22 protein-coding genes are annotated in these 26010 nt (G+C 70.3%); 12 read left to right on the top strand and 10 right to left on the bottom strand.

Features of this window, described 5'->3' with window-relative positions; genetic code table 11:
• Position 1 precedes the first annotated feature (1 nt).
• A complete protein-coding gene (locus tag WMF45_RS24855; protein ID WP_437719307.1) occupies positions 2 to 2404 on the bottom strand; it encodes a DNA gyrase/topoisomerase IV subunit A in 2403 nt (800 codons plus the stop codon).
• 309 nt (positions 2405 to 2713) lie between these two features.
• On the opposite strand from WMF45_RS24855, the gene bamA reads away from it, so the two are divergent.
• Together bamA and WMF45_RS24845 are read left to right on the top strand one after the other, a co-directional pair.
• Positions 2714 to 5368, top strand: coding sequence for an outer membrane protein assembly factor BamA (gene bamA / locus WMF45_RS24850; RefSeq protein ID WP_437719306.1), 2655 nt, complete (start codon positions 2714 to 2716; stop codon positions 5366 to 5368).
• Positions 5369 to 5580: 212 nt separating this feature from the next.
• Positions 5581 to 6363, top strand: coding sequence for a rhomboid family intramembrane serine protease (locus WMF45_RS24845; RefSeq protein ID WP_012237081.1), 783 nt, complete (start codon positions 5581 to 5583; stop codon positions 6361 to 6363).
• Positions 6364 to 6405: 42 nt separating this feature from the next.
• On the opposite strand, the gene WMF45_RS24840 is transcribed toward WMF45_RS24845, so the two are convergent.
• The 9 genes from WMF45_RS24840 to WMF45_RS24800 all read right to left on the bottom strand — a co-directional run bounded on the left by WMF45_RS24840 (position 6406) and on the right by WMF45_RS24800 (position 18351).
• Positions 6406 to 6753, bottom strand: a complete 348-nt coding sequence (locus WMF45_RS24840) for a hypothetical protein (RefSeq protein ID WP_437719305.1) — start codon at positions 6751 to 6753, stop codon at positions 6406 to 6408.
• An 87-nt stretch (positions 6754 to 6840) separates the two neighbouring features.
• Entirely contained in the window at positions 6841 to 8760 is a 1920-nt protein-coding gene (gene rpoD / locus WMF45_RS24835; RefSeq protein WP_437301468.1) for an RNA polymerase sigma factor RpoD, read from the bottom strand.
• Positions 8761 to 8878: 118 nt separating this feature from the next.
• A complete protein-coding gene (gene dnaG / locus WMF45_RS24830; protein ID WP_437719304.1) occupies positions 8879 to 10828 on the bottom strand; it encodes a DNA primase in 1950 nt (649 codons plus the stop codon).
• 199 nt (positions 10829 to 11027) lie between these two features.
• A complete protein-coding gene (gene atpC, locus WMF45_RS24825; RefSeq protein ID WP_437719303.1) occupies positions 11028 to 11585 on the bottom strand; it encodes an ATP synthase F1 subunit epsilon in 558 nt (185 codons plus the stop codon).
• Positions 11586 to 11592: 7 nt separating this feature from the next.
• Positions 11593 to 13017 (bottom strand): F0F1 ATP synthase subunit beta, encoded by a 1425-nt coding sequence (atpD, locus tag WMF45_RS24820; RefSeq protein ID WP_012237076.1) that lies wholly within the window; start codon positions 13015 to 13017, stop codon positions 11593 to 11595.
• 241 nt (positions 13018 to 13258) lie between these two features.
• Positions 13259 to 14089 (bottom strand): 16S rRNA (adenine(1518)-N(6)/adenine(1519)-N(6))-dimethyltransferase RsmA, encoded by an 831-nt coding sequence (gene rsmA, locus WMF45_RS24815; RefSeq protein WP_437719302.1) that lies wholly within the window; start codon positions 14087 to 14089, stop codon positions 13259 to 13261.
• Between the two features lie 9 nt (positions 14090 to 14098).
• Positions 14099 to 15769, bottom strand: a complete 1671-nt coding sequence (locus WMF45_RS24810) for a DUF58 domain-containing protein (protein WP_437719301.1) — start codon at positions 15767 to 15769, stop codon at positions 14099 to 14101.
• 6 nt (positions 15770 to 15775) lie between these two features.
• Complete coding sequence (locus WMF45_RS24805; RefSeq protein WP_437719300.1) at positions 15776 to 16753, bottom strand: AAA family ATPase; 978 nt, start codon at positions 16751 to 16753, stop codon at positions 15776 to 15778.
• Positions 16750 to 18351, bottom strand: coding sequence for a DUF4350 domain-containing protein (locus WMF45_RS24800; RefSeq protein ID WP_437719299.1), 1602 nt, complete (start codon positions 18349 to 18351; stop codon positions 16750 to 16752). Before WMF45_RS24800 ends, WMF45_RS24805 begins: the two co-directional genes overlap by 4 nt.
• Positions 18352 to 18486: 135 nt before the next feature.
• Here WMF45_RS24800 and WMF45_RS24795 point away from each other — a divergent pair, with 135 nt between their 5' ends.
• The 10 genes from WMF45_RS24795 (at position 18487) to WMF45_RS24750 (ending at position 25688) form a co-directional block, all read left to right on the top strand.
• Positions 18487 to 18669 carry a hypothetical protein gene (locus WMF45_RS24795; protein WP_157906850.1) on the top strand — a complete coding sequence of 61 codons (183 nt, stop codon included), beginning with the start codon at positions 18487 to 18489 and terminating at the stop codon, positions 18667 to 18669.
• 433 nt (positions 18670 to 19102) lie between these two features.
• Positions 19103 to 19369, top strand: coding sequence for a 30S ribosomal protein S16 (gene rpsP / locus WMF45_RS24790; protein WP_012237071.1), 267 nt, complete (start codon positions 19103 to 19105; stop codon positions 19367 to 19369).
• A 1-nt stretch (position 19370) separates the two neighbouring features.
• Entirely contained in the window at positions 19371 to 19622 is a 252-nt protein-coding gene (locus WMF45_RS24785) for a KH domain-containing protein (protein WP_437572994.1), read from the top strand.
• A gap of 12 nt (positions 19623 to 19634) precedes the next feature.
• Positions 19635 to 20147 carry a ribosome maturation factor RimM gene (rimM, locus tag WMF45_RS24780; RefSeq protein ID WP_437719298.1) on the top strand — a complete coding sequence of 171 codons (513 nt, stop codon included), beginning with the start codon at positions 19635 to 19637 and terminating at the stop codon, positions 20145 to 20147.
• Positions 20148 to 20187: 40 nt separating this feature from the next.
• A complete protein-coding gene (trmD, locus tag WMF45_RS24775; RefSeq protein ID WP_437719297.1) occupies positions 20188 to 20982 on the top strand; it encodes a tRNA (guanosine(37)-N1)-methyltransferase TrmD in 795 nt (264 codons plus the stop codon).
• The gene (locus WMF45_RS24770) at positions 20979 to 21554 is read left to right on the top strand and encodes an RNA methyltransferase (RefSeq protein ID WP_437719296.1); all 576 of its coding nucleotides are present in this window, start codon (positions 20979 to 20981) and stop codon (positions 21552 to 21554) included. Before trmD ends, WMF45_RS24770 begins: the two co-directional genes overlap by 4 nt.
• Before the next feature lie 71 nt (positions 21555 to 21625).
• Positions 21626 to 22807, top strand: coding sequence for a tRNA epoxyqueuosine(34) reductase QueG (gene queG, locus WMF45_RS24765; RefSeq protein WP_437719295.1), 1182 nt, complete (start codon positions 21626 to 21628; stop codon positions 22805 to 22807).
• Between the two features lie 72 nt (positions 22808 to 22879).
• Entirely contained in the window at positions 22880 to 23827 is a 948-nt protein-coding gene (locus tag WMF45_RS24760) for a lysophospholipid acyltransferase family protein (RefSeq protein ID WP_437719294.1), read from the top strand.
• Positions 23828 to 23916: 89 nt separating this feature from the next.
• On the top strand, positions 23917 to 24642 hold the full coding sequence (locus tag WMF45_RS24755; protein WP_437719293.1) for a DUF72 domain-containing protein: 726 nt from the start codon (positions 23917 to 23919) through the stop codon (positions 24640 to 24642).
• Positions 24639 to 25688 carry a hypothetical protein gene (locus WMF45_RS24750; RefSeq protein ID WP_437719292.1) on the top strand — a complete coding sequence of 350 codons (1050 nt, stop codon included), beginning with the start codon at positions 24639 to 24641 and terminating at the stop codon, positions 25686 to 25688. Before WMF45_RS24755 ends, WMF45_RS24750 begins: the two co-directional genes overlap by 4 nt.
• The last annotated feature ends 322 nt before the right edge of the window (positions 25689 to 26010 follow it).

Raw genomic sequence — 26010 nt, 5'->3', positions numbered from 1 at the left:
TTCAGCTCACCTCCAGCGTCGGTACGACGACGGCCGGCGGCACCACGCGGGCGAAGCGGTCGCGTCGCGCGACAGGCTCGCCCTGGGTGCCACGCTGGCCGGCGATTTTGCTCGCGGCGATCTCGAGCGTCTTGCCCTTCTCCGTCTCGACCGTGATCGTGTCGCTCGGCCTGAGGGCGAGCGCGGCGCCGATCAGGCGCTCACCTTCGGCGACCCGCATGACGACGGAGCCCTTGCCCGGGCCGGAGAGCAGGGCGAGCTCCTCCACGGCCACGCTGAGCGCCCAGGCGTCGCTCGAGGCGCAGAGCACCCGGTCGGCGCCGTCCACCGCGTGGACGAACAGCACCTCGTCGCCCTCGTTCAGCTTGGCGAAGCGGCGCCCGGAGCGCGTCGAAGGATCGCGGTGCGGCCGCAGCGAGAACCTGAAGCCGAGGCCTCCTCGGGTGATCGCCAGCGCGAAGGGCGGCTCCGGCTCGGCGGAGTCCGGGGTCTGCGCCGGGACGTCGAGCGCCCTCGGATCGAAGGACATCAGCGCGATCAGCCGCTCGCCGTCGGCCAGCTTGAACAGCTTCTGCACGGGATCGCCGTAGCCGGTCGACTGCGGCACCTCGTGGATGCGGCACACGTAGCACGCGCCGAGGTTCGAGAAGAACGCGACCGTCGACCGCGTCGAGCCGGCGACGGCCGCGAGGACGCTGTCTCCCTCGCGGATGCGCGTCGAGGCCAGATCCTTCACCTCGCGGACCCGCTTCACCCAGCCCTGCGCCGAGAGGATCACGTTCGCGTCCTCGGCCACGATGAAGTCCTCCGCCTGGTACTCGGGCTCGTCGATCGAGCCGACCACCTTCGTGCGGCGCTTCTCGCCGTAGGATCCCTTGATCTCGACGAGCTCGTCGCGGACGATCCCCCAGCGCTTCGCGTCGCTCCGGAGCAGCCCTTCGATCCGCTTGGCCTCGGCGCGCTTCTCGCCGAGATCCTTCTGCACGAGCAGGATCTCGAGCCGCGCCAGCCTGTAGAGCTTGAGCTCGAGGATCGCGTCCGTCTGCTCCTCGTTGAGGGTGAAGCGCTTCATCAGCTTCTCGGCCGCGTCGGCCTTGCCCTCGCTCTTGCGGATGATCCGGATCACCTCGTCGAGCGCGTCGAAGATCTTCTCGAACCCCTCGAGGATCGTGATCCGCCGCCTCAGCTCGCCGAGCTCGAACTCGAGCCGCCGCGTCACCGTCGCGTAGCGGAAGTCGAGGAACTTCGTCAGGATCTCGTGCAGGCCGAGCCGCCGCGGCGCGGCGATCTCCGCGTTGTCGGTGGGCACGAGGCAGGTGAGGTTCACCTGCACGTTGATCGCGAGCGGCGTCTGTTTGTAGAGGTACGCCATCACGAGCTGCGCGTCGGCGCCGCGCTTGAGCTCCATCACGATGCGCACCTCGCCGGTCGACTCGTCGCGCACGTCCACGAGCGTCGGCAGCTTCTTGGAGAGGATCACCTCGGCGATCTTCTCGACGATCGCCTTCCGCTCGACGCCGTACGGGATCGAGGTGATCACGATCTGCGGAGCGGCGCCGCGCTTGCCGTCGCCCTCTTCCAGCTGCCACTCGCCGCGGAGCTTCAGCGAGCCCTGGCCTGCCGTGTAGACGGCCTCGAGCTCCTTCTTCGTCGCGTGCAGCTGACCTCCGGTCGGGAAGTCCGGCCCCTTCACGTGCGACAGCAGCCGGTGCGTGGTGAGCTCGCGGTTCTCGATCAGCGCGACGCACGCGTCGATCACCTCGCCCAGGTTGTGCGGCGGGATGCTCGTCGCCATCCCGACCGCGATCCCCTGAGAGCCGTTCACGAGGAGGTTGGGGAAGCGCGACGGGAGGACGATCGGCTCGAAGCGGGTCCCGTCGTAGTTGGGACGAAAGTCCACGGTGCGCTGGCCGAGCTCGCTGAGCAGCTCCAGCGCCAGGGGCCGGAGCTTCGCCTCGGTGTAACGCATCGCGGCGGGCGCATCGCCGTCCACCGAGCCGAAGTTCCCGTGGCCCGCGATGAGCGGCGCCCGCATCACGAAGTCCTGCGCGAGCCGGACCATCGCGTCGTAGATCGCGACGTCGCCGTGCGGGTGGTACTTGCCCATCACGTCACCGACGACCGCGGCGCTCTTCCGGTACTTCGCGTCCGGCCCGAGGTGCAGGTCGTGCAGCATCGCGTAGAGGATGCGGCGCTGCACCGGCTTCAACCCGTCGCGGACGTCGGGCAGCGCGCGCGACGTGATGACGCTGAGCGCGTAGTTCAGGTACCGGCGCTGCGCCTCGTCGGCGAGCGAGGTGTCGGGCGCCGGGGGCGGCGGCGGCTCGCTGTCACCGGGCCGGCCGCCACGGCGGCCCTTGCGGGACGCGTCACCGTCGGACGGAAGGGAGGGGGTTCGAGACACGCGATGCTCCAGGGAGTGCGCGGGCACCGGACGAACAGGTGCTCCGATGTTCAGGTGAACGCTGGCGAGCCTCGGCAATTACCCAGGGGCTCGCGCTCGGTCAAGGCTGCCTCGCGGGAATTTCTGGCAGCGAGTGCTCGCCTGCGCTCGTGCGGCCCCTGGCATAGCGTCAGATGGCCGCGAGATCGACCCGAACGCGGGCAGTGCAGCGCGGCCTGACGGCGACGCCTTGATTTCGGCGTCCGCCCTTGAGACTCACGGCGCGCTGGGCTACGGGGTGGCGCCTTGTACGCGACAGGCACCCGACCCATGCTTCGCCTTCTCGGCCGCTGGCTGCGGCTCGTCTGGCTCGGCCTCTTCCTGGTGTTCGTTGCAGTAGCGGCGATACGGCCCCGGCTCGCGGCAGCTCAGGTGCCCGGAGGTGCTCCGGGCGCGCAGCCGCCCCGGGGCGGCGCCGCGCCGCCTCCCGCCCCGGCCCCGGCCAGCGCTGCGCAGCCGCCCGCGCCGGCCGACGCGACCGTAGGAGCCCAGCCTGGCGCCGGTACACCTGCGCAGGTCGCCGCCGACGCCGTCGAGCCGACGATCCATCTGGCGCCCACGGAGGCCGAGCTCGCTCGTGGGCAGCCGGTCGTTCAGGTCGCCATCGCCGGCAACCGGCGGGTCTCGACCGAGGACGTGCTCGTCTACCTCGGGCAGACGCGGGTCGGCAGGCCGTTCACCCCCGAGGGGCTGGCGCGCGACGTGCGCGAGCTCTGGGACTCCGGCCTGTTCGACGACGTCGAGGTCGACCTCACGCGCCGCGACGACGGCGTGAGCCTGAGGGTGCTGGTCCGCGAGCGCCCGAGCATCAAGGCCATCGAGTTCTCCGGCAACAAGGAGATCGACAGCGAGGACCTCACCGAGGCGCTCTCGGTCGAGATCAAGACCGGCACGATCCTGAGCTACGCGGCGATCCGGCGTGGCGTGCAGAAGCTCCGCGACAAGTACGCCGAGGAGGGCTTCTTCCTCGCCGAGGTCAGCTACGAGGTCAAGCCGGAGCGGGAGAACCAGGTCACCGTCAAGTTCACGATCAAGGAGCACTCGCCGGTCACCGTCCGGCGCATCACGTTCATCGGCAACCAGAACATCTCGGACGAGGAGCTCCGGGAGGTCATGATCACGGGGCAGGGGGGCTTCTTCGCCTTCGGCACCGGCGGTCCTTTCCGCCAGGACGCGTTCGAGCGCGACGTCCTCGTGATCAACGCGCTCTACTACGATCGTGGCTTCCTCGCGGCGCAGGTCGCGACGCCCAGGGTGATGCTCACGCCCGACCGCACGGGCATCGAGGTCACGATCACGATCAACGAGGGGCCGCGCTTCCGCATCCGCTCGCTCCGCGTCTACGAGCGCGACGCCGACGGCCGCGAGATCGAGCCGCTCGGCGGGCGCCGCGCGCTGCGCGAGATGGTGCGGGCCAAGCCGGGCGACTGGTTCAACCGCGCCGAGCTCGCGAAGGATCTCGGCGCGATCCAGACGCTCTACCGGGACGCCGGCTACGCCAACGTCGAGGCGTCGCCTGACACCCAGCTCGACCCGGACAGGCGCGAGGTCGACATCACCGTCGGCATCCGCAGAAACCAGCTCGTCTACTTCGGGCGCATCGAGATCCGCGGCAACACGAAGACGCGGGACAAGGTGATCCGCCGCGAGATGGAGGTGGAGGAGCGGCGGCTGTTCAGCGAGACGAAGCTGGAGCGATCGAAGCAGCGGATCACGGCGCTCGGCTACTTCGAGCGGGTCGACATCTCCACCGAGCAGGGCGACGATCCCCAGCACATCAACGTCAACGTCGACATCGGCGAGAAGCCGACGGGCACCTTCCAGATCGGCGCGGGCTTCTCGAGCGTCGAGAACTTCATCGCGACGGCGCAGGTCCAGCAGGCGAACCTGCTCGGGAGCGGCCAGTCGCTGTCGCTCCAGGCGCAGATCTCCGGATCGCGGCGCCTCATCGACGTCCGCTTCTTCGAGCCGTACCTGTTCGACAGCCCGTTCTCCGCGGCGGTGAGCGTCTACAACCAGCTGCGGACGTACACGGAGTTCTCGCAGACCTCCACCGGCGGCTCGCTCACGCTCGGCTACCCGCTCATCGAGCCGGAGCTGCGCGCGCAGCTGACCTACACGCTGGAGAACGACGAGATCTCGTCGGCCACGAATACCGGCCTCGGCACGGCAGAGGAGCGCGCCTCGTTCCAGCGGCTCCCGCTCTACAACCTCTTCAACGCCGGGCTCACGTCGAGCATCCGTCCTGCGCTCACCTTCGACACGCGCAACAACCAGCTCTTCCCGACCTCGGGCATTTACCTGCAGGGCTCGGTCGAGCTCGCCCACAGCGCGTTCGGCAGCGAGAACGAGTTCCTGCGGTACCGCGCCACAGGCAGGTTCTACTACCCGATCACGGACAGCTTGGTCCTCAAGCTGAACACCGAGGCCGGCATGGTGACGAGCCCCAACCCGCAGGGCGTGCCGATCTTCGCCCGCTTCTTCCTGGGCGGCATCCTCGACGTGCGCGGCTTCGAGATCCGGGACATCGGCCCGCGCCTCCCGCTCCGCGAGTCGCTCGATCCGAACTCGCTGCCTATCGCGAACGGCGCGAACATCGGCGGCAACCTGATGTACTACCAGAACCTCGAGCTGGAGTTCCCGATCCTCGAGGCTGTGCAGATCAAGGGCGTCGTCTTCACGGATCTGGGCAACGCCTGGAACCTCGAGAAGCTGTACTGCAACGCCGCCCCCGCATCGCCGCACGACGTCACGAACCCGTGCTTCTCGGCCGAGCGCCTCCTCGACGTCCGCACCTCGTGGGGATTCGGGCTCCGGTGGTTCTCCCCGCTCGGCCCGCTGCGCTTCGAGTGGGGCTTCCCGTTCAAGCGGCTGCCCTACGAAGAGACGTACAAGTTCGAGTTCAACATCGGCAACTTCTTCTGAGCCCCTGGCCAGCGGGCGCAGCAGGGACGTGCGCGCTCCCCGGCGGGCTGCCGGGGGCTGGTGCGCGGCCGGGCGGGCCCTGCCCCAGAGCGTCCTGGATGGCGCGTGGCGGGCGTCGCGGCCGCTGGACGGCGGGTCGGCGCCGGGCGGATCGCCGCGGAGTCCGGGGGCGGCGGTTGCTCGTCGGGGGCGCCGCTGTTAGGTGGAGATCCATGCGCCCGGAGCACAGCTCGATGGGGTTCCCCAAGCCAGGCAAGGCCCTGCTGGGGATGATGATCGCGATCGGCTGTATCTGGGTGATGTTCACCCTGGGCCTGAACTGGGGGGGCGCTGGCGAAGGCGTGCTCGAGCCGTTCCTCGGCATCAGCGAGAAGGTGCTCCACGGTCAGGTGTGGCGGCTGCTCACCGCGCCGCTCGTCCACAACCCGAGCGATCCCTGGCACTTCGTCACGACGCTGCTCGGCCTGTATTTCCTCGGCGCCTCGCTCGAAGAGCGCTGGGGCGCCAGACGCACGCTGGCGTTCCTGTTCGGCTCCGCCGCCTTCGCGTTCGCGCTCCAGGTGGCGGTGGGCGCGCTCCTCCCGAAGATGGCGCGGCCGGTCTTCTACGGCGGGCTCGGGATGATCGAGGCGGTCGCCGTCGCGTGGGCGCTCGCGCACCGACATGCCACGGTCCGCCTCTTCTTCGTCCTCCCCGTGACGGGCACCATGCTGCTCGTCTTCATCTTCGGGATCTCGGTGCTCAACGTCATTGCCATGCGCGCGCCCCCCGAGGGGCTGATCACGCCGTTCGGGGGCATGCTCGCGGGGTATCTCTTCGGCGACTTCTCCCCGCTGCGCCGCTTCTATCTGCGGATCCGCTTCCGTCAGCTGCAGGCGCAGTCCGCCGCGCTCCGCCGCGTCCCTGCGGCGCGCGGCCGCTCCGGGGGCGTCCCGCTGAGGGTCATCCCCGGCGGCCAGAAGGACCCCCCGAAGGACAAGCGCTACCTCAACTGAAGGGGTCGCGCGGCGCCCCGCCCCGGCCGCGCTCCGAGGTGTTCAGGGCGTGGCGCACCGGCGGAGCTCTACGAGCGTCTTCGCGCGGGTAAGGCAGCTGAGCTCGCCGGGGTCTACCTTGCTCCCGGCGAGCTCCCGCTTGCAGTCGGATGTCCACTCCGACGAGAGCCTCTCGCCCTCGCTGTTGATCACCACGGAGGCTTTCCCCGGGCCTCCTGGAGCGGTGGACCCCACCCGCTTTGCCTCCGCTGCCCACGCGGCGCGCATGCCCTCGCCGATCGTGCGGCAGTCTTCTTCGGACATCGTCTTGGTGCAGCCGCCGAGGACCGCGCTCGCGAGCACGAGGAGGGCCACGGCGGCGCGCTGCTCGCCGAGCCAAGGGCTGCCCACGCGAGCGCGTGCTCGTCCAGCGAGAGGCCAGCAGCGCGGCCTGCGCGGGAGAGCTCCCTTCGTTTGGCGAGCAGGCCAGCCCACGGACTAGCTGTCGATGAAGCTCTTGAGCTGCTTCGAGCGGCTGGGGTGCCGGAGCTTGCGGAGCGCCTTCGCCTCGATCTGTCGGATGCGCTCGCGCGTGACCTCGAAGTCCTGGCCGACCTCTTCGAGCGTATGGTCGCTCTTCTCGCCGATGCCGAAGCGCATCCGGAGCACCTTCTCCTCGCGCGGCGTCAGCGTCTTCAGGACCTTACGGGTCTGCTCCGCGAGGTTCATGTTGATCACGGCCTCCGCGGGCGAGATCACGCTCTTGTCCTCGATGAAGTCGCCAAGGTGCGAGTCCTCTTCCTCGCCGATGGGGGTCTCGAGCGAGATCGGCTCCTTCGCGATCTTCAGGACCTTGCGCACCTTGTCGAGCGGGAGCTCCATCTTCTCGGCGATCTCCTCGGGGGTCGGCTCGCGGCCGTACTCCTGCACGAGGTAGCGCGAGGTGCGGATCAGCTTGTTGATCGTCTCGATCATGTGGACCGGGATGCGGATCGTCCGCGCCTGGTCCGCGATCGCGCGGGTGATCGCCTGCCGGATCCACCACGTCGCGTACGTCGAGAACTTGTAGCCGCGCTTGTACTCGAACTTGTCGACGGCCTTCATGAGGCCGATGTTCCCTTCCTGGATGAGGTCCAGGAACTGGAGGCCGCGGTTCGTGTACTTCTTCGCGATGGAGACCACGAGGCGGAGGTTCGCCTCGACCAGCTCCGCCTTGGCGCGCTCCGCCATCCGCTCCCCCTCGCGGATGTTCTCGTAGGTATCGCGGATCGCGGCGACGTCGATGTTGAGCTCTTCCTCGACCTTTTTCAGGCCCTTCTGGGCGTTCTTGATGGTCGATTCGAAGTCGTTGAGCTCCTCGCGGTTGACGTTGAGCTTCTTGGCGAGCCGCCCCTCGAGGGCGCGGTTGCCCTTCACCTTGATAAGCTCGCGCTTGAGCTCGCCCTTCGAGAGCCCGGTGCGCCGCTCCAGCTCCGTCGCGCCCGCCTCGGCCTTCTCGACCTTCGAGATGAGGCTCTTCAGCTTCTGGACGATCTTGTCGATCGTCCGCTTGTTGAGGCGCATCTCCTCGAGCGTCGTCACGAGCTCGGCTGTCGCCTGCGTCACCTCGACGTCGATCTGCTTGCGGCGGACCTCCGTCTTCACCTCTTTGCGCTCCTCCAGGAGCTCCGCCTTCTTCTTGTCGACGCGCTTCACCTTGTCGATGAGGCGGATGATGCGCCGGTCGGCCTCCTCCTCGTCGAACTCCTGGTCGTCGTTCTCGGCGTCCTTGATGAGCTCCTTCACCCGGATCTTGTGCTTCCGGAGCTTCTCTCCGAGATCGATGATCTCGCGGACGGCGATGGGGGAGTCGAGGATCGCGGCGTTGACCTTCTGCTCGCCGATCTCGATCCGCTTCGCGATCTCGACCTCGCCCTCGCGGGTGAGCAGCGAGACGCTGCCCATCTTCCGGAGATACATCCGGACGGGGTCGTTCGACTTCGAGTAGTAGTCGACGTCCTCTTCCTCGCGGTCGGGCGTGACGACGAGCTTCTTCTCGCCCGCCTCCTCGTCCGCGATGCGCTTCGGCGCGATCTTCACCTGGGTCGCGCCGTCGACGATCTCGATGTCCTCGTCGCCGAGGGCGCCCACCACGTCGTCGAGCTGATCGGGCGCGACGTCCGCGGGGAGCGCGTCGTTCACCTCGTCATAGGTGAGAAAGCCTTTGCTCTTGCCGGTTTCAACGAGCTTTTCGAGCGTCTTCCGGTCCTTCTCTGACCGCTCGGCCCGGATGCCCGCGTCTCCTTTGTTGCTTGGGCGTGCCCCTCCCTCGGCGTGCCCGCGTGTCGATGCGTGCCGCGCGCCGTTCAGCGCGCCGCCCCCCGCCGCCCTCGCGACCCCGCCTGCCCGACCGGAAGATTGCTTGGCCTTGCTCGCCATTACCTCATGCTCCACTTACGGCGATCAGCTCGCCGCGACCGACAAGACACCCAATGACTCCGATAAACTCTAGGGATCACGCACGTCGAGTCACCACGGCGAGGCGACTCGGAACGCATCAAGGAAGACCGAGACCCCCCGCTCTTCGCTGGAATAGCTCACGCAGCAAAGCGTTTTCAGCATCAGCGTCGACCGCGCTCTTCTGGAGCTGGCTCACGACGGCTGCTTTTTGTCGCGCCAGGGCTTGTCTGCTCAACTTTTGTGAATTCTCCAAGAGCGTCGCCTTGGCCGTTGAGGCCGCTTCGAAGACAGGCGAGACCAGCCGTCCAGCCGCGAATGAATGGATCGGAGCCGGGACTTGCGCAAGAAATTCGCTGGCGGCAAGACCCATTTCAAAAGTGAAATTGTGACGCGCCGCAACAATCGCCAGGGCGACATCGCCTTCGAGGCACTCCAGCGCCGTCTGGAGATCGTCGTCGGCCAGAAGCTCGGGAAAATCGAGGATCGCGCCCAGGATCTCCAGGCTTACCTCCTGGATTTGCGCGCGTGAGCGAGCGCGCTCCCACGTCTCGGTCGTCTGTCCGGAGGGGATCACCTCGCGGGTAGGCTGGCTCCGCGGGCGGGAGAGGGACTCCTCGACGACGCGCTCCAGCTGCCGGAGGTCGTCCGGTGAACGGCCGCCGATCACGAGCTTCGAGGAGAGGCGATCGGCGTAGAGCTTCGCCATCATCCTGAGGTTCGGGTCGTCTTCTTCGCTGAGCAGGGCGGTGACGGCGCGCACGCGGGCGAGCTGCTCGGGCAGCGACGAGCCTCCGAAGCTGTCGCCGTCGAGCGCTTCGTCGATCAGGTGCTCGAGCAGGCCGCGCGCCGCCTTGACGATGCGCGCGATCGCCTCTGGGCCGTGCTTGCGCGCGAGGTCGTCCGGATCGACGCCGGAAGGCAGCACGGCGACGCGCGCGCTGAGCCCCGCCTCACGGCACGGGGCGCGCGCCGCGCGCGTGGCCTTCTTGCCGGCCGCGTCGCCGTCGAACAGCAGGATGACCGCGGGCGCGAAGCGCTTGATGAGCTTCGCCTGTCCGGGCGTGAAGGCGGTACCGAGCGGAGCGATCGCCTGGCCGATACCGCGCGCGTGGAGCGCGACGACGTCGAAGTTGCCTTCCACGAGGATCGCCTCGCCGCGCTGGCGGATCGTCTGGCGCGCCTGGTGCAGCCCGAAGAGGTGCTCGCCCTTCGTGTAGATCGGCGACTCGGGGCTGTTGATGTACTTCGCCGGCGCGCCGTCCGCCTGCGGCGCAGGGCCGGTGAGGCCGAGCGACGAGAGCTCGGAAGGGCTGGGATCGGGCAACGCGCGTCCGCTGAACGCGATCACCCGGCCCATCACGTCGGTGACGGCGAACATGAGCCGGTGCCGGAAGCGGTCGTAGTGTCCGCTCCCCGACGAGCGCGGTACGAGGAGCCCTACGCGCTCCGCGAGGACCGGGGAGACGCCTTGCTGTCGCAGGTACGTGGAGAGCCCGTCCCATCCGAACGGGGCGTAGCCGATCCGGAACGCCTGGAGGGCGTCGGCGATCGGATCGGCGGCTCCATCGCCGTCGCGGAGGGGCAGGCCGCGCCGCTGGAGCTCCTCGTGAGCGTGGCGCGCGAGCGGGTGAGGAGCGCTGCCCGGCCCCCCGCGGAGGCTGTGCTCGAAGAACGTCGCGGCGAGGTGGTTGACGGCATAGAGGTCGTCCTTCGACCTGCGCGCCGCCTGCGCCTCGCGCCGCTCGGCCTCGGTCAGCGACTCCGCCACCTCGATGCCGGCGCGTTCGGCGAGCGCGCGGACCGCCTCGGCGAACGTCCGGCCTTCGAGCTTCATCACGAAGTCGATGGCGCTGCCGGTCTCCTTGCAGCCGAAGCAGTGATAGAACCCGCGGTTTGGGCTCACGTGGAAGCTGGGCGTCTTCTCCTTGTGAAAGGGGCAGAGCCCGGTGAAGGAGTGCCCTCGGCGGGCGAGGCGCACGCTTTCGCCGATGAGCGCTACGAGATCCGTGCGCTCTTTCACGAGCGCGATCGTCTCCGGAGAGATCATGGGCTGCCTTGGGGGCTCCGTGCGTGCGGGGCCCGCAGATCATCACGGGTGGACTCAGACGGCGTGGCGGCGTCCGCGCCGGCGCCTCGGCGGTACGGGCGGCTCGCGAAGCGGGAGACCCCCCAGTCCCTCGCGGCCTGTGTGGAGACAAGTGTCCTGTGCGGCGGCCGCACGTGCAAGGCGGTAGCCGCCAGAGATGTCACTTCGGATCGGGGAACGGAGAGCCGGGCTTCTTGTGGTCCGTCAGGCTCTCGTCGGGCTGGGAAGCCTCGACCATCTCGTCGACCGGCGGCGCCTCGGCGTGCTCGGCCAGGAAGCGCGTGTCTTCGCGGACCATCGGAGGGGGCGGATCGCCGATGAGCTCGAGCTCGGTGGCGAGCCACTGCTCCTCTTCGATGAGCGCCCGGCGGCGAGGATCAGTCAGGTCGCCTTGCCAGTGGTCGAGCTCGGTGTCGACCTCCTTGAGCCGGAGGCGTACCCTCACGACGTCGACGTCATCCTTCACCGCGAAGCGCTCGGTGAGGAGCAGCGCGGTGTCGCCGGCGACCTCGACGAAGCCATGATGGACGGCCAGACGGTGCTCCTGACCGTTCTGGTGGTACGTCACGAGGCCGGTCCGGAGCGCGGCGAGCAGCGGGAGGTGACCCGGGAGCACACCGAACTCGCCGGCGACGCTCGGCGCGGTCACGTCCGTGACCTGCTCGCGCAGCGCGACACCGGTCGGCGTCACGATCTCGAGGAGGATTGTGTCGGCCATGGCTGCGTCAGGACGCCCTCTGCGACGCCTTGGCCTTCACGTCCTCGATGCCGCCCACCAGGTAGAAGTCCTGCTCCGCGACATGGTCGAGCTTGCCGTCGAGGATCTCCTCGAAGCCCGCGATCGTGTCCTTGAGCGGCACGAGCTTGCCCTCGAGCCCGGTGAACTGGGCGGCCACGAAGAACGGCTGCGACAGGAACTTCTGGATCTTGCGGGCGCGCGCCACGACGAGCTTGTCGTCCTCGCTGAGCTCGTCCATGCCGAGGATGGCGATGATGTCCTGGAGGTCCTTGTAGCGCTGCAGCGTCTGCTGAACGCGCCGCGCGACGGAGTAGTGCTTCTCACCGACGATCTGGGGGTCGAGCATCGTCGAGTTCGAGTCGAGCGGATCGACGGCCGGGTAGATGCCGAGCTCCGAGATCGCGCGCGACAGCACGGTGGTGGCATCGAGGTGGGCGAAGGCCGTGGCCGGCGCGGGGTCGGTCAGGTCGTCCGCGGGGACGTAGATCGCCTGGACGCTGGTGACGGAGCCCTTGGTCGTCGAGGTGATGCGCTCCTGGAAGGCGCCCATCTCCGTCGAGAGGGTCGGCTGGTAACCGACGGCGCTCGGGATGCGTCCGAGGAGCGCGCTCACCTCGGAGCCGGCCTGGGTGAACCGGAAGATGTTGTCCACGAACAGGAGGACGTCCTGCCCCTCCTCGTCGCGGAAGTGCTCGGCCACGGCGAGCGCCGAGAGCGCGACGCGGGAGCGAGCGCCCGGGGGCTCGTTCATCTGGCCGTAGATCAGCGCGGCCTTCGAGATGACGGGGCTGCCGTCCGCGAGCTTCGACTCGCTCATCTCGAGGAAGAGGTCGTTGCCCTCGCGCGTCCGCTCGCCGACGCCGGCGAAGACCGACACGCCGCCGTGCGCCTTCGCGACGTTGTTGATGAGCTCCAGGATGAGCACCGTCTTGCCGACGCCGGCGCCGCCGAAGAGGCCGATCTTGCCGCCCTTGCGGTAGGGGGCGATCAGGTCGATGACCTTGATGCCCGTCTCGAAGACCTCGACCTTGGTCGACTGCTCGATGAACGGGGGCGGCTCCCGGTGGATCGGCGCCACCTTCTTGGCGTGCACGGGCCCGGCTTCATCGATCGGCACACCGACGACGTTCAGGATCCGGCCGAGGCACTCGTTGCCGACCGGCACCATGATGGGCTTGCCCGTGTCGCGGACTTCCATCCCGCGCACGAGGCCGTCGGTGGAGTCCATCGCGATCGTGCGCACCGACGACTCGCCGAGGTGCTGGGCGACCTCGAGCACGAGGTTGTCTGGCTCAGCCGAGATGCTCGGGTTGCTCAGCTTGAGCGCGTTCAAAATCTTGGGCAGCTGGCCAGCCGGGAAATCGACATCGACGACCGGTCCGATGACCTGGGTGATCTTTCCAACAACCATGGAGCGGGAGCCCTCCTCGTACGTGCTTTGACGAGTCGCGGGGCCCACTAGCACGGACCTGCGCGTCCGACTAGTGCCGTCTGCCAGAAATTCTGCGGGATTTTTGACAGCCGCGTCGCTGCGGACGCGCGGCGTTGGGCGTGTTTTGCGGGAGCCAGGCTCCGTACGCGACGTCGGGGCGCGACGTTCATCCGCGGTCGCTCACCGGCGCTGGCGAGGGGCGCCCGCGCGCGGCGGGCGCTCAGCGTCCTCTGGAGGCGGCGATCCGCGCAAACGCCTCCACGCTGAGCGTCTCGCCTCGAGCGTCGAGCGAGATGCCGGCGTCCTTCGCGTGCCGCTCGAGCTCCTGAGAGGACCAGCCATAGAGGTTCTTCCAGGCGTTCCGGAGCGTCTTGCGGCGCGCCGAGAACGCAGCGCGCACGGCCGCGCGGAAGGCGTCCGTCTCCTCGGCGCGCCGCGGGCGCCACGGCGTCAGCACGACGACCGCCGAGTCGACCTCGGGCCTCGGGTAGAACGCGCCGGCGCGCGCGATCAGGAGGCGGCGCACGTCGAACGCGGCCTGCACGAAGACCGACAGCGCGCCGTAGTCGGCGCTGCCCGGGGCCGCGACCAGGCGGTCCGCGACCTCGAGCTGCACCATGAACACCGCGCGATCGATCTGATGCGCGACGGTGGTCGCCTGCTCGAGGAGCCGGCCCGTGATGTGGTACGGGAGGTTGCCCGCCACCGCGTGCGGCCGCGCGTGGCCGGAGAGCGCGCCGACCCAGTCGACCTGCGCTGCGTCGGCCTCGAGCAGCGTCAAGCGGCCTTCCTCGATCGGTCCAGCGAGCTGCTCCCGCAAGATCGGGACGAGGTCGCGATCGCGCTCAATGGCGACGACGTGCGTGGCGCGATCGAGGAGCGGCCGCGTGAGCGCGCCGAGCCCTGCTCCGATCTCGATCACCGCGCCGCCCTCCGTCGTCGTGGCCGCCTCGGCGATCCGGCGCGCCGCATCGACGTCGACGAGGAAGTTCTGTCCGAACCCCTTCTTCGGGGAGAGACCGCGTGTGCGCAAGAGCTCTGCGATGGCCATCGCCCGTCCTCAGATCTGCGGTGGGTGCGCCCCATCGCGGGCTACGTCTGCGGCTCTGCTGGGCGCCGCTGCCGCGCGCAGCCGCACCACGCGCACGCCGACCTTGCGGAGCACGGCTTCGCGGCGGGTCTGAGCCACCCGCGCGCGGATAATCACCGCTTCGGCCGCGATCGGCGCGAGCTCCTGGAATGCCTTGTTGGACGGCATGGGGCCGCTCTGCCCCTCGTCGCCGTCGCTCTCCTGCGGTCGCGGCGCCTCCCACGGAGGCCCGAGCCCTGGCTCGAGATCCGGGAGCGTCCACACCACGTGAACAGCCTTGCGCGAGAGCCGACGCACGGCCTCCGAGAGCTGGCCCAGCTGTGCGTCGGCCGGAGGCGGCGCGAGGACATAGACCATGCTCGCGCGCGGCTTGACGCGCGCGATGTGCGTGAGCGACTCGGCGACCGCCACGGCGGGATCGCGCCGATCCGGCTCGGCGCGCGCGGGCGACTCGATGCCGTAGCTCGCGAGGTAGCGGCGCAGCGTCCGTTCGCGCTGCGAGCGCCCGAGCGGCGCCGGCGCCGAGAACGGCGCGCGCGCGCGCATCGACTCCGCGCGGGCCGCCAGCCGGTCGAGGTCGCCGCGGCGCAGGTCGTCGAGGCCGCGCGCGTCGAGCGGCCTGAGGTGCTCGATGACGCGCGCCGCGACGTCCGACTCGTCGAGCTCGCTCCGATCCGCGTCGTAGGTGCCGCACCCGACGGTGAGCGCCTGCGCGATCTTGTGGCCATGCCCCGGGCCGTGATCGGGCGCGATCGTCACGCGCGGGCCGGGGGCCAGGACGATGAGCCCGACGCGATCGCCGCGCCCGAGGTGCCTCGTCGCGATGGCCGCGGCCTCGTCGATCATGAGATCGAGCGGAGCGCGGCCGAGCGGACCCGCCCAGAGCTCCACGGCCGCGTCGACGAGGACCCAGACCACATCCCGCTCCTCGCGCTCGAACTCCCGCACGAGCAGTGTGCCCCGGCGCGCGCTGGCCTTCCACGCGATCTTCCGGAACGGGTCCCCCGGCTGGTGCTCTCGCAGCTCGCGCAGGTCGTCTCCTTCGCCGCGTACGCGCCCGGGCTTGCCAGAGGCTGCGAGGAGGTGACTGCGCCCTCCGCGCGGCTGCGTCAGGTACGGCATGAAGGGCCGCGGGAGCACCTCGATGCCATACGGGTTCGCGAAGGTCAGGGGCACCTCGAAGAGGCCCGGGGCGCCGTGTACCTCGAGCGCGAGCCCGTGGAGCCCGTGCTGGCCGACGCGCGGCGTTCGCACGATGACCTTCACCTTGAGCCGACCCGAGGCGGAGACCTCGCCGCGGTTCGGCTCGATGCGCACGTCGAGCTGCGACGAGGCGATGGTGCGCAGCTTGACGTAGCGAGCCGCGAGGGTGTCGCGGTTCCGAACCTCGGCCTCGATCTCCACGGTGCCTCCGCGCGCGGAACGGAGGATCCGCCGCGAGCCGCCCCAGAGCATCTCGAACCCAGCCGCGCGGATGCGCGCCACCGACACCAGCGTCACGCCGCGGGCGAGCGCGATGGCGACCAGGATCGCCCCGCCCCAGCCGACGATCGCCGGCTCGCGCGCGATGAGCCCGGCGCCCATGACCGCGACGCCGGCGATGGCCAGGTGGGCGGCGGTGCGCGTGGGGTAGAGCTGCATGCGGATCTACGCCGGCCGCGCCGCGCGCCGGTACCCCACGCGCTGAACCGCCTCGTCGATGATCGTGTCGCGCGCCTTGGGATCCACGTCGGCCTCAGGCACCAGCACCAGGCGATGGGCCAGCGTCGCTGGCGCCATGCCGCGCACGTCGTCCGGCGTGACGAACGGGCGCCCGCCGATCACCGCCGCCGCCTTGGCCGCCTGGACGAGCGCGAGCGTGGCCCGGGGCGATGCGCCGAGCAGCACGCGAGGGTGCGTGCGCGTGAACGCGGTGAGGTTCACCGCGTACTCGTACAGATCGTCCTCGACGTGGATCCTTCGCGCGACGCCCTGCAGCATGAGGAGGTCCTGGACGGAGAGCGTCGGCCGCGCCCGCGGCGCCTCGACGTTGTGCGCGCGGAGCATCGCCACCTCGTCCTTGTGCTGCGGGTAGCCGAGGCTCACGCGGATGAGGAACCTGTCGATCTGCGCCTCGGGCAGCGGGTAGGTCCCCTCGAGATCGATCGGGTTCTGCGTGGCGAGCACCATGAAGGGTGACGGCAGCTCGAAGCGATCGCCCTCGATCGTCACCTGTCGCTCCTGCATGGCCTCGAGGAGGGCCGACTGGGTCTTCGCCGGGGCGCGGTTGATCTCGTCGGCGAGCACGAGGTTCGCGAAGATCGGACCGGGGCGCAGCGTGAAGGTCCCCTCCTTGGGCGACAGGACATAGGTCCCCGTGATGTCGGCGGGCAGGAGGTCGGGCGTGAACTGGATCCGCCGGACCGTCGCGCCGAGCGCGGCCGCGAACGCCTTGACCAGCGTGGTCTTCGCGACGCCGGGGACGCCCTCGAGCAGCACGTGCCCCTGCGCGAGCAGGGCGGTGAGCATCAGATCGATGGCGCGCGACGAACCGATGTAAACGCGCGTGATCTCTCGCCGGACCGCCTCGATCCGCTCCCTGGCCGCGGAGATTTCGTCGACGGCGACGGCCTGAACCTGGTTCATCGAGCGCCTTTGTCTGAGTGGGGTGGTGCGAGCTTCGCGTCTGTTGGCGACGGGGACGCCGTCGCAGGATCGGGGGGCGCGCCGGGGTGACGTCCGCGCGGCGGCTTCCGGCCGTCGGCGCCGCAGGCGGCGAGGACATGCCGCACGACGTCGGTGGCGTGCAAGAGCGCGGGCCTGGACACGTTCGCCGGTTTGCCGGCGACGACGGACGCTTCGACTCGGTACATGGTGCCCAGAACATCCTTGAAGGCCGAGAGGGCTCGCTCGTCAAGAGATCCCTCTCGCGCCACGAGCCGCGTGACCGCATCCTGCGCCGGATTCGCCTCCAGGCCGAACCGCAAGGACAGCGCCTCGAACAGGGCGCTCTTCAGCTCGAGGAACGCGAGGCCCCGCGGGGAAGAGGGGGCGGCGAGGACGGCGAAGCGCCCGGCTGCGCCTCCCTGAGCGACGAGCGGCGTCGGACGAGCGTACCGTGGGAGCGGGCTCCGGTACGGCCGTGCGGAGGCGCGCGCGGTCCAGATGGCGAGGCCGAGGCCGGCGAGCGCCGCGAGCGCGAGGAGGGCGCCGCCCGGAAGCCCGTCGCGGCGGGCGTCCTCGACCGCGCTCGCGAGCGCCTTGACGTGCGCGTCGAAGTCCTTTCGGAGCGACGTCTCGCCGCCGAACGAGCTCTCTTCGTCGAAACGGTTCGCGACGATGTGGAGCCGCCCTCGGCGCGGCTGAGCCCCATCCTCGTCGACCAGGTAGCGCGTCAGGCCCGAGGCGAAGGCGCGGTTGCCTGGGTACCTGAGCATCATGTTCATCAGCGCGGACGGGTCGCCCATCGCGAAGAGCCGGCCCTTGCCGACCTGCCCGGCGACGGCGAGGATCACGTCCGGCTCGCTGACAGCGCGGATCCGGAGCACGGGCGAGAGGTTCGGATGCCGGAGGCCGGTCGCGTGGTTCGTGACGAGCCGCTCGACGTGGCTGACGACGGGGTGCCGGCCGACCGAGTGGCCCCCGACGGTGTCAGCGACCGGCTCCGCGATCGCGAGGGAGGGCCGGTTCCGGAGCGCGGCGAGCGGCCGGGCTGGCGTCGGGATGCGCTCGATCTGGAATCGCCGGAGCGTGTCGTCGCCGCGGCCGAAGTCGTCGATGATGGCGAGCCGCCCGCCGGCCTTCATGAAGGAGGTCGTCTCGTCAGCATCGAGCGTTTGCAGCGGGTGGAGGACCAGGATGCCGTCCTCGGGGCCGACCTGGCTCCAGTCGAGCACAGCGACGGGGTGGACCCTCGTGGCCCCCAGCTCCGCGCGCGCGATCTCGAGAAGCTCCGAGCAACCCTCCCAGCTCGGGTCGTTCACGTCGAAGGCGGCGCCTGCTGCTCGGGCGGGCGCGAGCAGCGCCATCAGTGCGACCAGCGCCGCCAGGAAGGAGCAGGATGTGACCTGCGAGCGCACCGGCCAACGCCGATCTTCCCGAACAAATTCGGAAGCGGAGCCGGAAACGGAACTGGAACTGGAACTGGAACTGGAACCAGAACCCGACCCGGGACCGGACCTAGAACCTGAGGAGCATGCGTGCGCAAACCACGCGCCGTGCCGCGTCATGAGCGCTGCGAACATACCACTGTCGGCCCGACCGATAACCTTGACCCGCCATCCCACATTGCTAGATTCGCTTCTAAGAGCGGGGTGCTTTCTCGCAGACCTCGTTCCACCAATTCAGCCGAGCACTCTACGAGGTGGAGGGGTTAGTCGATGCTTCCTCCGTTCATCATCGAGCAAATACGGCAGCGCGAAGAAGAGAAGGATCGGTCCAGAAGAGAAGAAATTCGACCGCGCCTCGAGCTGCCGATCGAACGCTACCCCGCACCTCGTCGTCTTCCGGACTCGGAAGAGGACGATCCCAACCGGGGCGTCATCATCCTCGATCTGGGCTGACGCCACGTGTAGCACGCGCTCCCCCGTGAACACCCTGGAGGCGCTGCTCCAGCAACGTGTCCTGGACGACGTACCTCCGAGACATTCCCCGTTTTCCTCGCAAATTCCACGAAGTTGGCGTCCGTGCAGTCACGCGGATCTCGGCTCCGCGCTCGCACCGGGCTCGTCCGGCGATGATGGTTGGCGACGGTTGGCGACGGTTGGCGACGGTTGGCGACTGAGCGAGAGGGGCTTCGAGCAGGCCGTGGGGGCCCGAAAGTTGTCCTGCGCGGACGTGCCCTGCTCGTGCGGGGTTGACCCTCGGCAGGATCTTCGCCTACGTTGCGCCCCCACTTCTGGCGCCGAGCACTGAACGAGCTACGCTCCGGCGCCTCCAGAGCAGGCCGTGCACAACGTGGGCACGGGCTCTTCCATATCGATCGAGGTTCTACAGATGGCCGTTCATATTCGCCTCGCCCGCGCGGGCACCAAGAAGACGCCCTTCTACCGCATCGTCGTCGCCGACCAGCGCAGCCCGCGCGGCGGCAGGTTCATCGAGCGGCTGGGCACGTACGACCCGCGCAGGACCGAGATCCGCCTCGATGTTCCCCGCGTGAGGCACTGGATCTCGAACGGCGCCCAGCCGACGCACACGGTGGCGCTGCTCCTGAAGCACCCTGGGCTGGCCCAGGCGGCCGCTCCCGCGGACGCCGCGAAGTAGCATGGTCTCGTCGACGTCTCCGCTGGTCGATCTCGTCGCGCTCGTTGCCCGCGCGCTCGTCGACCAGCCGGACCGGGTCGTCGTGCGCGAGGTCGCGGGAGACCGCTTCCCCCGGATCGAGCTGACGGTCGCGCGCGAGGATATCGGCAAGGTGATCGGCAAGGACGGGCGCACAGCGCAGTCGATCAGGACGTTGCTGAGCGCCGCCGCGAGCAAGTCGGGGCGCCGCGCGCACCTCGACATCCTCGACTGAGAAGAGCCCGACGTGGAGCGACGCTACGTTCCCGTTGCGGATGTCGCCCGTCCGCACGGCGTTCAGGGGGAGCTGCGGTTGCGCCTCTACAACGAGGCGTCCGACCTGCTCCTCACGCGCCCTCCGATCAGGCTGGGCCTTCCCGACGGCTCTGCTCGGGACGCGAAGATCGTCGCGACGCGGCCCGTCGACAAGGCGCTGCTCGTGCGGATCGCCGGGATCGACGATCGGGACGCGGCCGAGGCCCTGCGCGGAGCGACGGTGTGCGTCCCTCGGGACGCGTTCGCGCCGCTCTCCGAGGGCGAGTTCTACGCCTGCGACGTGGAGGGGGCGCGCGTGATGACGCCTGATGGCGATCTGCTCGGGCACGTGAGGTCGCTCCAGTCGTACCCGACCTGCGATGTGCTCGTCGTGGAGAGGCAGGGCGCAGATTCCATCGAGATCCCGCTGACCGAGAGCTTCGTCCGCAGCGTGGACGCGGAGCGGCAGGTCGTCCAGCTGGCGACGCTGGAAGGCCTCGTCTGAGCCGCCGTTCCACGCAAGGGAGCCCTCCTCGGCAAGTTCGATGCGCATCGACGTAGTCACCCTGTTTCCGGAGCTGTTCGAGGGGTTCCTGGCGATCGGCATGGTCGGGCGCGCGCTCGCGTCGGGTGCGCTCGCCGTGCGGACGCGCAGCCCGCGTGAGTTTGGCCTCGGCCGACACCGGAGCGTGGATGACACGCCTTATGGCGGCGGCTCCGGCATGGTGATGCGCGTCGACTGCATCGTCCGCTGCCTGGAGGCGCTCGACGAGGCCGCCGCCGAAGGCGATGCGTCGAGCGCGCCTCCCGGGGCCGAGGCGGCGGCGTCCTCGGGGCCTCTGCCGCGCGCGCACCGGGTGCTGCTCACGCCGCAGGGGCAGCCTTTCCGTCAGGAGAAGGCCATCGAGCTCGCGGCGCGCCCTGCCGTTGCGCTCGTTTGCGGTCGCTACGAGGGGTTCGACGAGCGGGTGCGCGCTTTCGTCGACGAGGAGATCTCGCTCGGCGACTTCGTGATGACCGGCGGCGAGGTTGCGGCGATGGCGGTGATCGATGCGTGCGTGCGCCTGCTCCCAGGGGTGCTCGGGAACGCTGTGTCGGCGGAGCACGAGTCGCACAGCCCCGCGCTGTCAGGGCTCCTGGAGTACCCGCAGTACACCCGTCCCGCGGAGTTCCGTGGGCTCAAGGTGCCCGACGTGCTGCAGCAAGGAAACCACGCGGCCATCGCGCGCTGGCGACGAACGGAGGCCGAGCTGCGGACGGCCCAGCGCAGGCCCGACCTCTGGCGCAAGGCGCGGGGGGGAGAGCCGCCCGCGGACGAGAGCGGCGAGGCGCGGCGATGAGGCTCGCGCTCGCGCTCGTTCACTACCCCGTGCTCGACCGGTCCGGGGAGACGGTGACCACGGCGATCACGAACCTCGATCTGCACGACATGGCGCGGAGCGCGCGCACGTACGGCGCCGAGCGGCTCTTCGTCGTTCATCCGGTCGCCGCTCAGCGCGCGTTGGCAGAGCGGATCAAGGAACACTGGGTGATCGGCTCCGGCAAGCGCCGGATCCCGGATCGCGCGGTCGCGCTCGATGTGCTGAGCGTGGTCCCCAGCCTGGACGACGTGTACTCCGCGCTGAGCGGCGCAGGTCGGCGCGGCGTCGAAGTCTGGACGACCGCGGCGGCCTCGCGAGGGCTCACGGTGACGAGCTACGCGGCGACCCGCGCGCGCCTCGCGCAAGCGAGCGATCCGGTGGTGATCCTGTTCGGCACAGGCTGGGGCCTCGCGCCGGAGGTCATCGCCGATGCCGACGTCCGGATCGAGCCGATCAGGGCGGAGGCGAGCACCGGCTACAACCACCTGAGCGTGCGCGCGGCGTGCGCGATCACGCTCGATCGGCTGCTCGGCGACCGGAACGCCGGGTGATCTCGCGTGGCGCGCGGTCGTCGAGCGTGGCGCCAGCACCGCCGCGCGCCGTTCTGGTCCATCCTCCGGCGATGAGCGAGCGCGATGCCCATCGTCCTGCGGGGGAGGCGAGCGCGGCGCGAACGACGCCCGATCGGCTTGTGCGCGAGCAGGCGTTCGCGCTCGGCTTCGACGTCGTCGGCGTCGCGCGCGCCGACGAGCCGCTGGGGGTCGAGCACGCACGGTACCTGGAGTTCGTCGCGCGCGGCATGCACGGGGAGATGGGGTACCTCGCGGAATATGCGGAGCAGCGGCGCCGGCTGGACACCAGCGCGATCCTTGAGGGAGCACGCTCGGTCGTGTGCGTCGGCCGCAGGTATGCCCGGCCCAAGGAGAGCGAGCGGCGCGACCCGCCGCTCGCGCAGAGCGTCGCGCGGTACGCGCGCGGGCAGGACTATCACAACCACCTGAAGCGGCGGCTCCGGCGGCTCGCGGCGTTCATCCGCTCGCTCGGGCCCTCCGTGCTCGCGCGGCCGCTCTGCGACGTCGAGCCGGTGATGGAGCGCGTCTGGGCGGCGCGCTCTGGCATCGGTTTCGTCGGCAAGAACGGGCTGATCATCACGCCGGGGCAGGGGAGCTACCAGCTGCTCGGCGAGGTGGTCACCACGCTGGATCTCGTCCCCGATGTGCCCATCGCGGAGCGCTGCGGGTCGTGCACGCGCTGCCTCGACGCGTGCCCTACGCAGGCGTTCGACGCGCCCTTCGTGCTCGATCCGCGGCGCTGCATCGCGTACCTGACGATCGAACAGAGGAACGCGCCGGCCGAGGCGCTGCGATCCGGCATGGGTGAGCACCTCTTCGGCTGCGACGTCTGCCAGGAGGTCTGCCCCTTCAACAGGACCGCGCCCCCGGCCCTCGAGCGCACCGCGCCGTTCCATCCTCTGGCTCGATGGGAAGCGCGGGACGTCGACGACCTCGTGGCGCTCGACGAGCAAGCGTTCGACGCGCTGACCGTGGGGACGCCGGTCCGGCGCGCGCGACGCGGCGGGCTCGCCCGAAACGCGACGATCGTCGCTGCGAACCGGCTGGCGAGCGGCGCAGAGGGCGCGGCGGCAGCGAGCGCGAAGCGCGCGCTCGTCGCGGCGCTCGCCCATGACGACGCCTCGGTGCGCGCCGTCGCCGCGTGGGGGGTGAGCCACGCAGCGGGCGGCGAGCCGGCGGACCCGGGCGCGCCGAGGCCTGACGGGTCGAACGAGGATCCCGGTGCAGGTTGAGGCGCGCCGCCCGCCGCGATCGAACGCGGCGCGGGAGCGCGGCGGTGCTCGGGCGCTCTTCGCGGGGGCCCGATGATCCGCTACGGTGTGCGCCGGCAAGGCGCCGCGCGCACGAGCACCAACGTGGATCTCCCCTCCAGGCTCCGAGCGCTCCTCGACGATCTACGCCGGCACGATTCCGTCCTCTGGCGGCGGGCAGTCGACGCCGGGGTGACCCATGGCCCGGACCTCCTCGTCCGGCACAGCCCTGCGTTGTTCGGGCTCGTCGTCGGGGCGGTGTTGCCGGAGCAGCGGAGGGCCGTGCGCAGGAATCTCCGGCTGGCGCTGGGCGAGCGGGGGACGCTCGACGAGTACCGCGACGTCGCCCGGGTGTTCATCAACTTCGCCAGCTGTCTCACGGACGCGTTCATCGCGGGCAGCAGCCGGCCCGATCGGCTCACTGGCCTGTGCGTGAACGACGAGCACTTCACGAGCGCGTTCCGGCGAGGCCTCGGCGTGATCGTCGTCACGGCGCATACCGGCGGCTGGCAGGCCGCCGCGCCGCTGCTGCGATCGGTGCACGCCGCCGACGTGCTCATCGTGATGCAGCGTGAGCGCGACGAGCGAGCGCAGGCCATCCAGGACGGCACGCGAGATCGGGTCGGCGTGCGGATGCAGCACGTGGCCGACGATCCGCTCGCGGTGCTCCCGCTGCTCGCGCACCTCAGGCGGCAGGGCGTCGTGGCCATCCAGATCGATCGACTTCCGTCCGGGATGCGCGGGCGCGACGTCGAGCTCTTCGGGCGACCCTGGCGCGTCCCGGAGGGCCCGCTTCAGCTCGCGGCGGTCAGCGGCGCGCCGATCGTCCCTGTGTTCACGCGGCGGACCGGCTTCATGGAGTACGAGATCTGCATCGCGCCGCCCATCTCGCTCCCCCGCAAGCCAGGATCGTCCGAGCTCGACGTGGCAGCGCGGCAGATCACGGGGGAGATGGAGCGTTTCCTCCGGGACAACCCGACGCAGTGGTTCCACTTCGAATAAATCAAGGATTTTGCTCCCCAAATGAGAAATCGCGCCGCCGTCGGGCACGCGCTGCATCGGCGGGCAAGGTGGGTTAAGAGTCCGCGCTGATGGCCCGCCTCCTCGTCGGACTGCCCTCGCTCAAGGGCGATATTCAGAAGTACAAAGATCGCTTCGATCTGGTCGAGCTCCGCCCGCTCGATACGTCGCTGCCTCGCGCGACGACGCTGCGCAAGTGGCGCAAGGCGGTGCCGCCGGGCTTCGTCTTCAGCGTGGTGCTGCCGCGCGTTGTCGGCGAGCTCGCCGGCGGGCGCGACCTCGACGAGGCGCTCTCGGCCTCGCTCGAGGTGGCGGCCGTGCTGGAGGCGCGGTGCGTCCTGCTGCAGACGCCGGCGTCGCTCCGGCCGACGGCGAGCAACCGCAAGAAGCTCGCGGCGCTCTTCGAGCGCCTGCCCGCCGAAGGGGTCGTGCGCTGCTGGGAGCCCTCCGGGATCTGGGAGCGCGACGACATCGTCGCGACCGCGCGCGCCGCCAAGGTCATCCCGGTGCTCGACGTGGCCCGCGACGCGCCGCCGCCCGGGCCGATCGTCTATACACGGCTGCGCGCGCTCGGGCGGTCCTCGTCGATGGGAGCGGCCGCGCTCGAGCGGGTCGCCGAGCGCCTGCGCGGACGGCGTGAGGTGTTCCTGGTGGTCGAGGGAGACAGCGCGCCGCAGATCAAGTCGCTGCTCGCGGCGGCGCTCGCGCGCACGCCCGATCGCTCGACGGCGTCGGCTGTGGTAAGGCCGACCATGCCCATGCCCAGCACCCTCGTCGCCGAGGACGAGGAGCAGTGATCCGCGGCGCGGCAGCCACCGCGAGCGATTCCTTTGCGGCTTCGGCCGCTCGGGCCGCGCTCGAGTCCTCCGGCAGCGCGATCGACGCGATCGTCGCCGGCTTCTTCGCTGCAGCTGGCGCGCAGCCCGACGTGCTGCTCGCGCCCGCCGTCGCGCTGGCGGCGGGCGTCGGCGTCGGCGCGAGGGCGTTTGATGGACGGGCGATCCAGCCTGGGCGCGGCGCGCCGCGGCCGCGCGGGTTCGTCGACGGGCAGAGCGTCCCGGAGGCCGCGCACGTCGCTGTGCCGCGCTCGCTCGGCATGCTGGTCCTTCTGCATGGCTATCTCGGACGCGCGCGGCTCCGTGAGCTGGTTCGCTCCGGTGTGGTCGCGGCGGAGCGCGCGGGCGCCACCGGGCGCGCCGCGCTGCTCCGCGAGGTCGGCTCGCTCGGCGCGGTGGCGCTCCGGGCGCGCGATGTGGAGCGGGCGCTGCTGGCCGTCGGCGGGGCGGTCGCAGGGGGGACGCTGACCGCCGAAGACCTCGCTGAAGCGGTGCCCGCCGAGGTGGAAGCCGCGTCGACCACGATCGCGGAGGGTGCGACCGCGCTCCAGGCGCCGTGGCCGGTAGGGGATGTGGCGCGACCCACGGACGCCATCGTCGCCTGCGACGGCTGGGGCACGGTCGCAGCGCTCGCCTACACGCGCACGGACGATGGCATCACCGTCCCCGAGCTCGAGATCGTGCTCGGCCGCGACGCCGTCCCGGTGCGCCGCGGGATCACGCGCCTCGCCCCCGGCACGCCCCTGCCCGCGGCCGCGCCGATCGGAATCCTCCAGCGCGGCGCCTTCGCCGCCGCGATCGCGCTCGCAGGCAAGCCCACGATCGAGGTGAGCGTCCTCACCGCGCTCCTCGGCGGCACCGCGCTCGAAGCAGCCCTTCATGATGTCCGCACGCGGCAGGGCGCCAGCGCCGCGATCGCCGTCCTGCGCGACGAGCGCGACGCGCGCACGGCCAACCTCGCAGCCGGCTTCATGGCGGGCGCAGGGACGCAACCAGCGGAGGGGTGAGGCGCAGCGGGCGTCGGTCGGCCGAAGCGGAGATCGGCCGGCCATGCGGCTTCCGTCAGCCGACGCCACGTGGGCCATCGAGGGCGCCGTGGAGGCGCGCTGAGGCGGCAGCGAGGTACTGCGAGCCGCTGTGCAACGTGCGCCGCGGCCGACGCCTGTCAGCTCGCGCCGGCTGCATGCTCCGCATGCCGTCACGCACGCGGCACTTCCGGGGCTGGGGATGGATGGAGGTGAACCCCGAGAGGGGGAGAACAGATCGCGGCGCGCATCCAGCCGCGAAGCGGCGGCCGACATTCAGGCCGGCCGGCGCGCTGACGCTGGG

It is taken from the genome of Sorangium sp. So ce448 (assembly GCF_051520915.1).
GTDB lineage: Bacteria > Myxococcota_A > Polyangia > Polyangiales > Polyangiaceae > Sorangium > Sorangium cellulosum_B.
The sequence above is the reverse complement of the archived record's forward strand: the minus strand, read 5'-3'. Positions and strand labels throughout refer to the sequence as shown.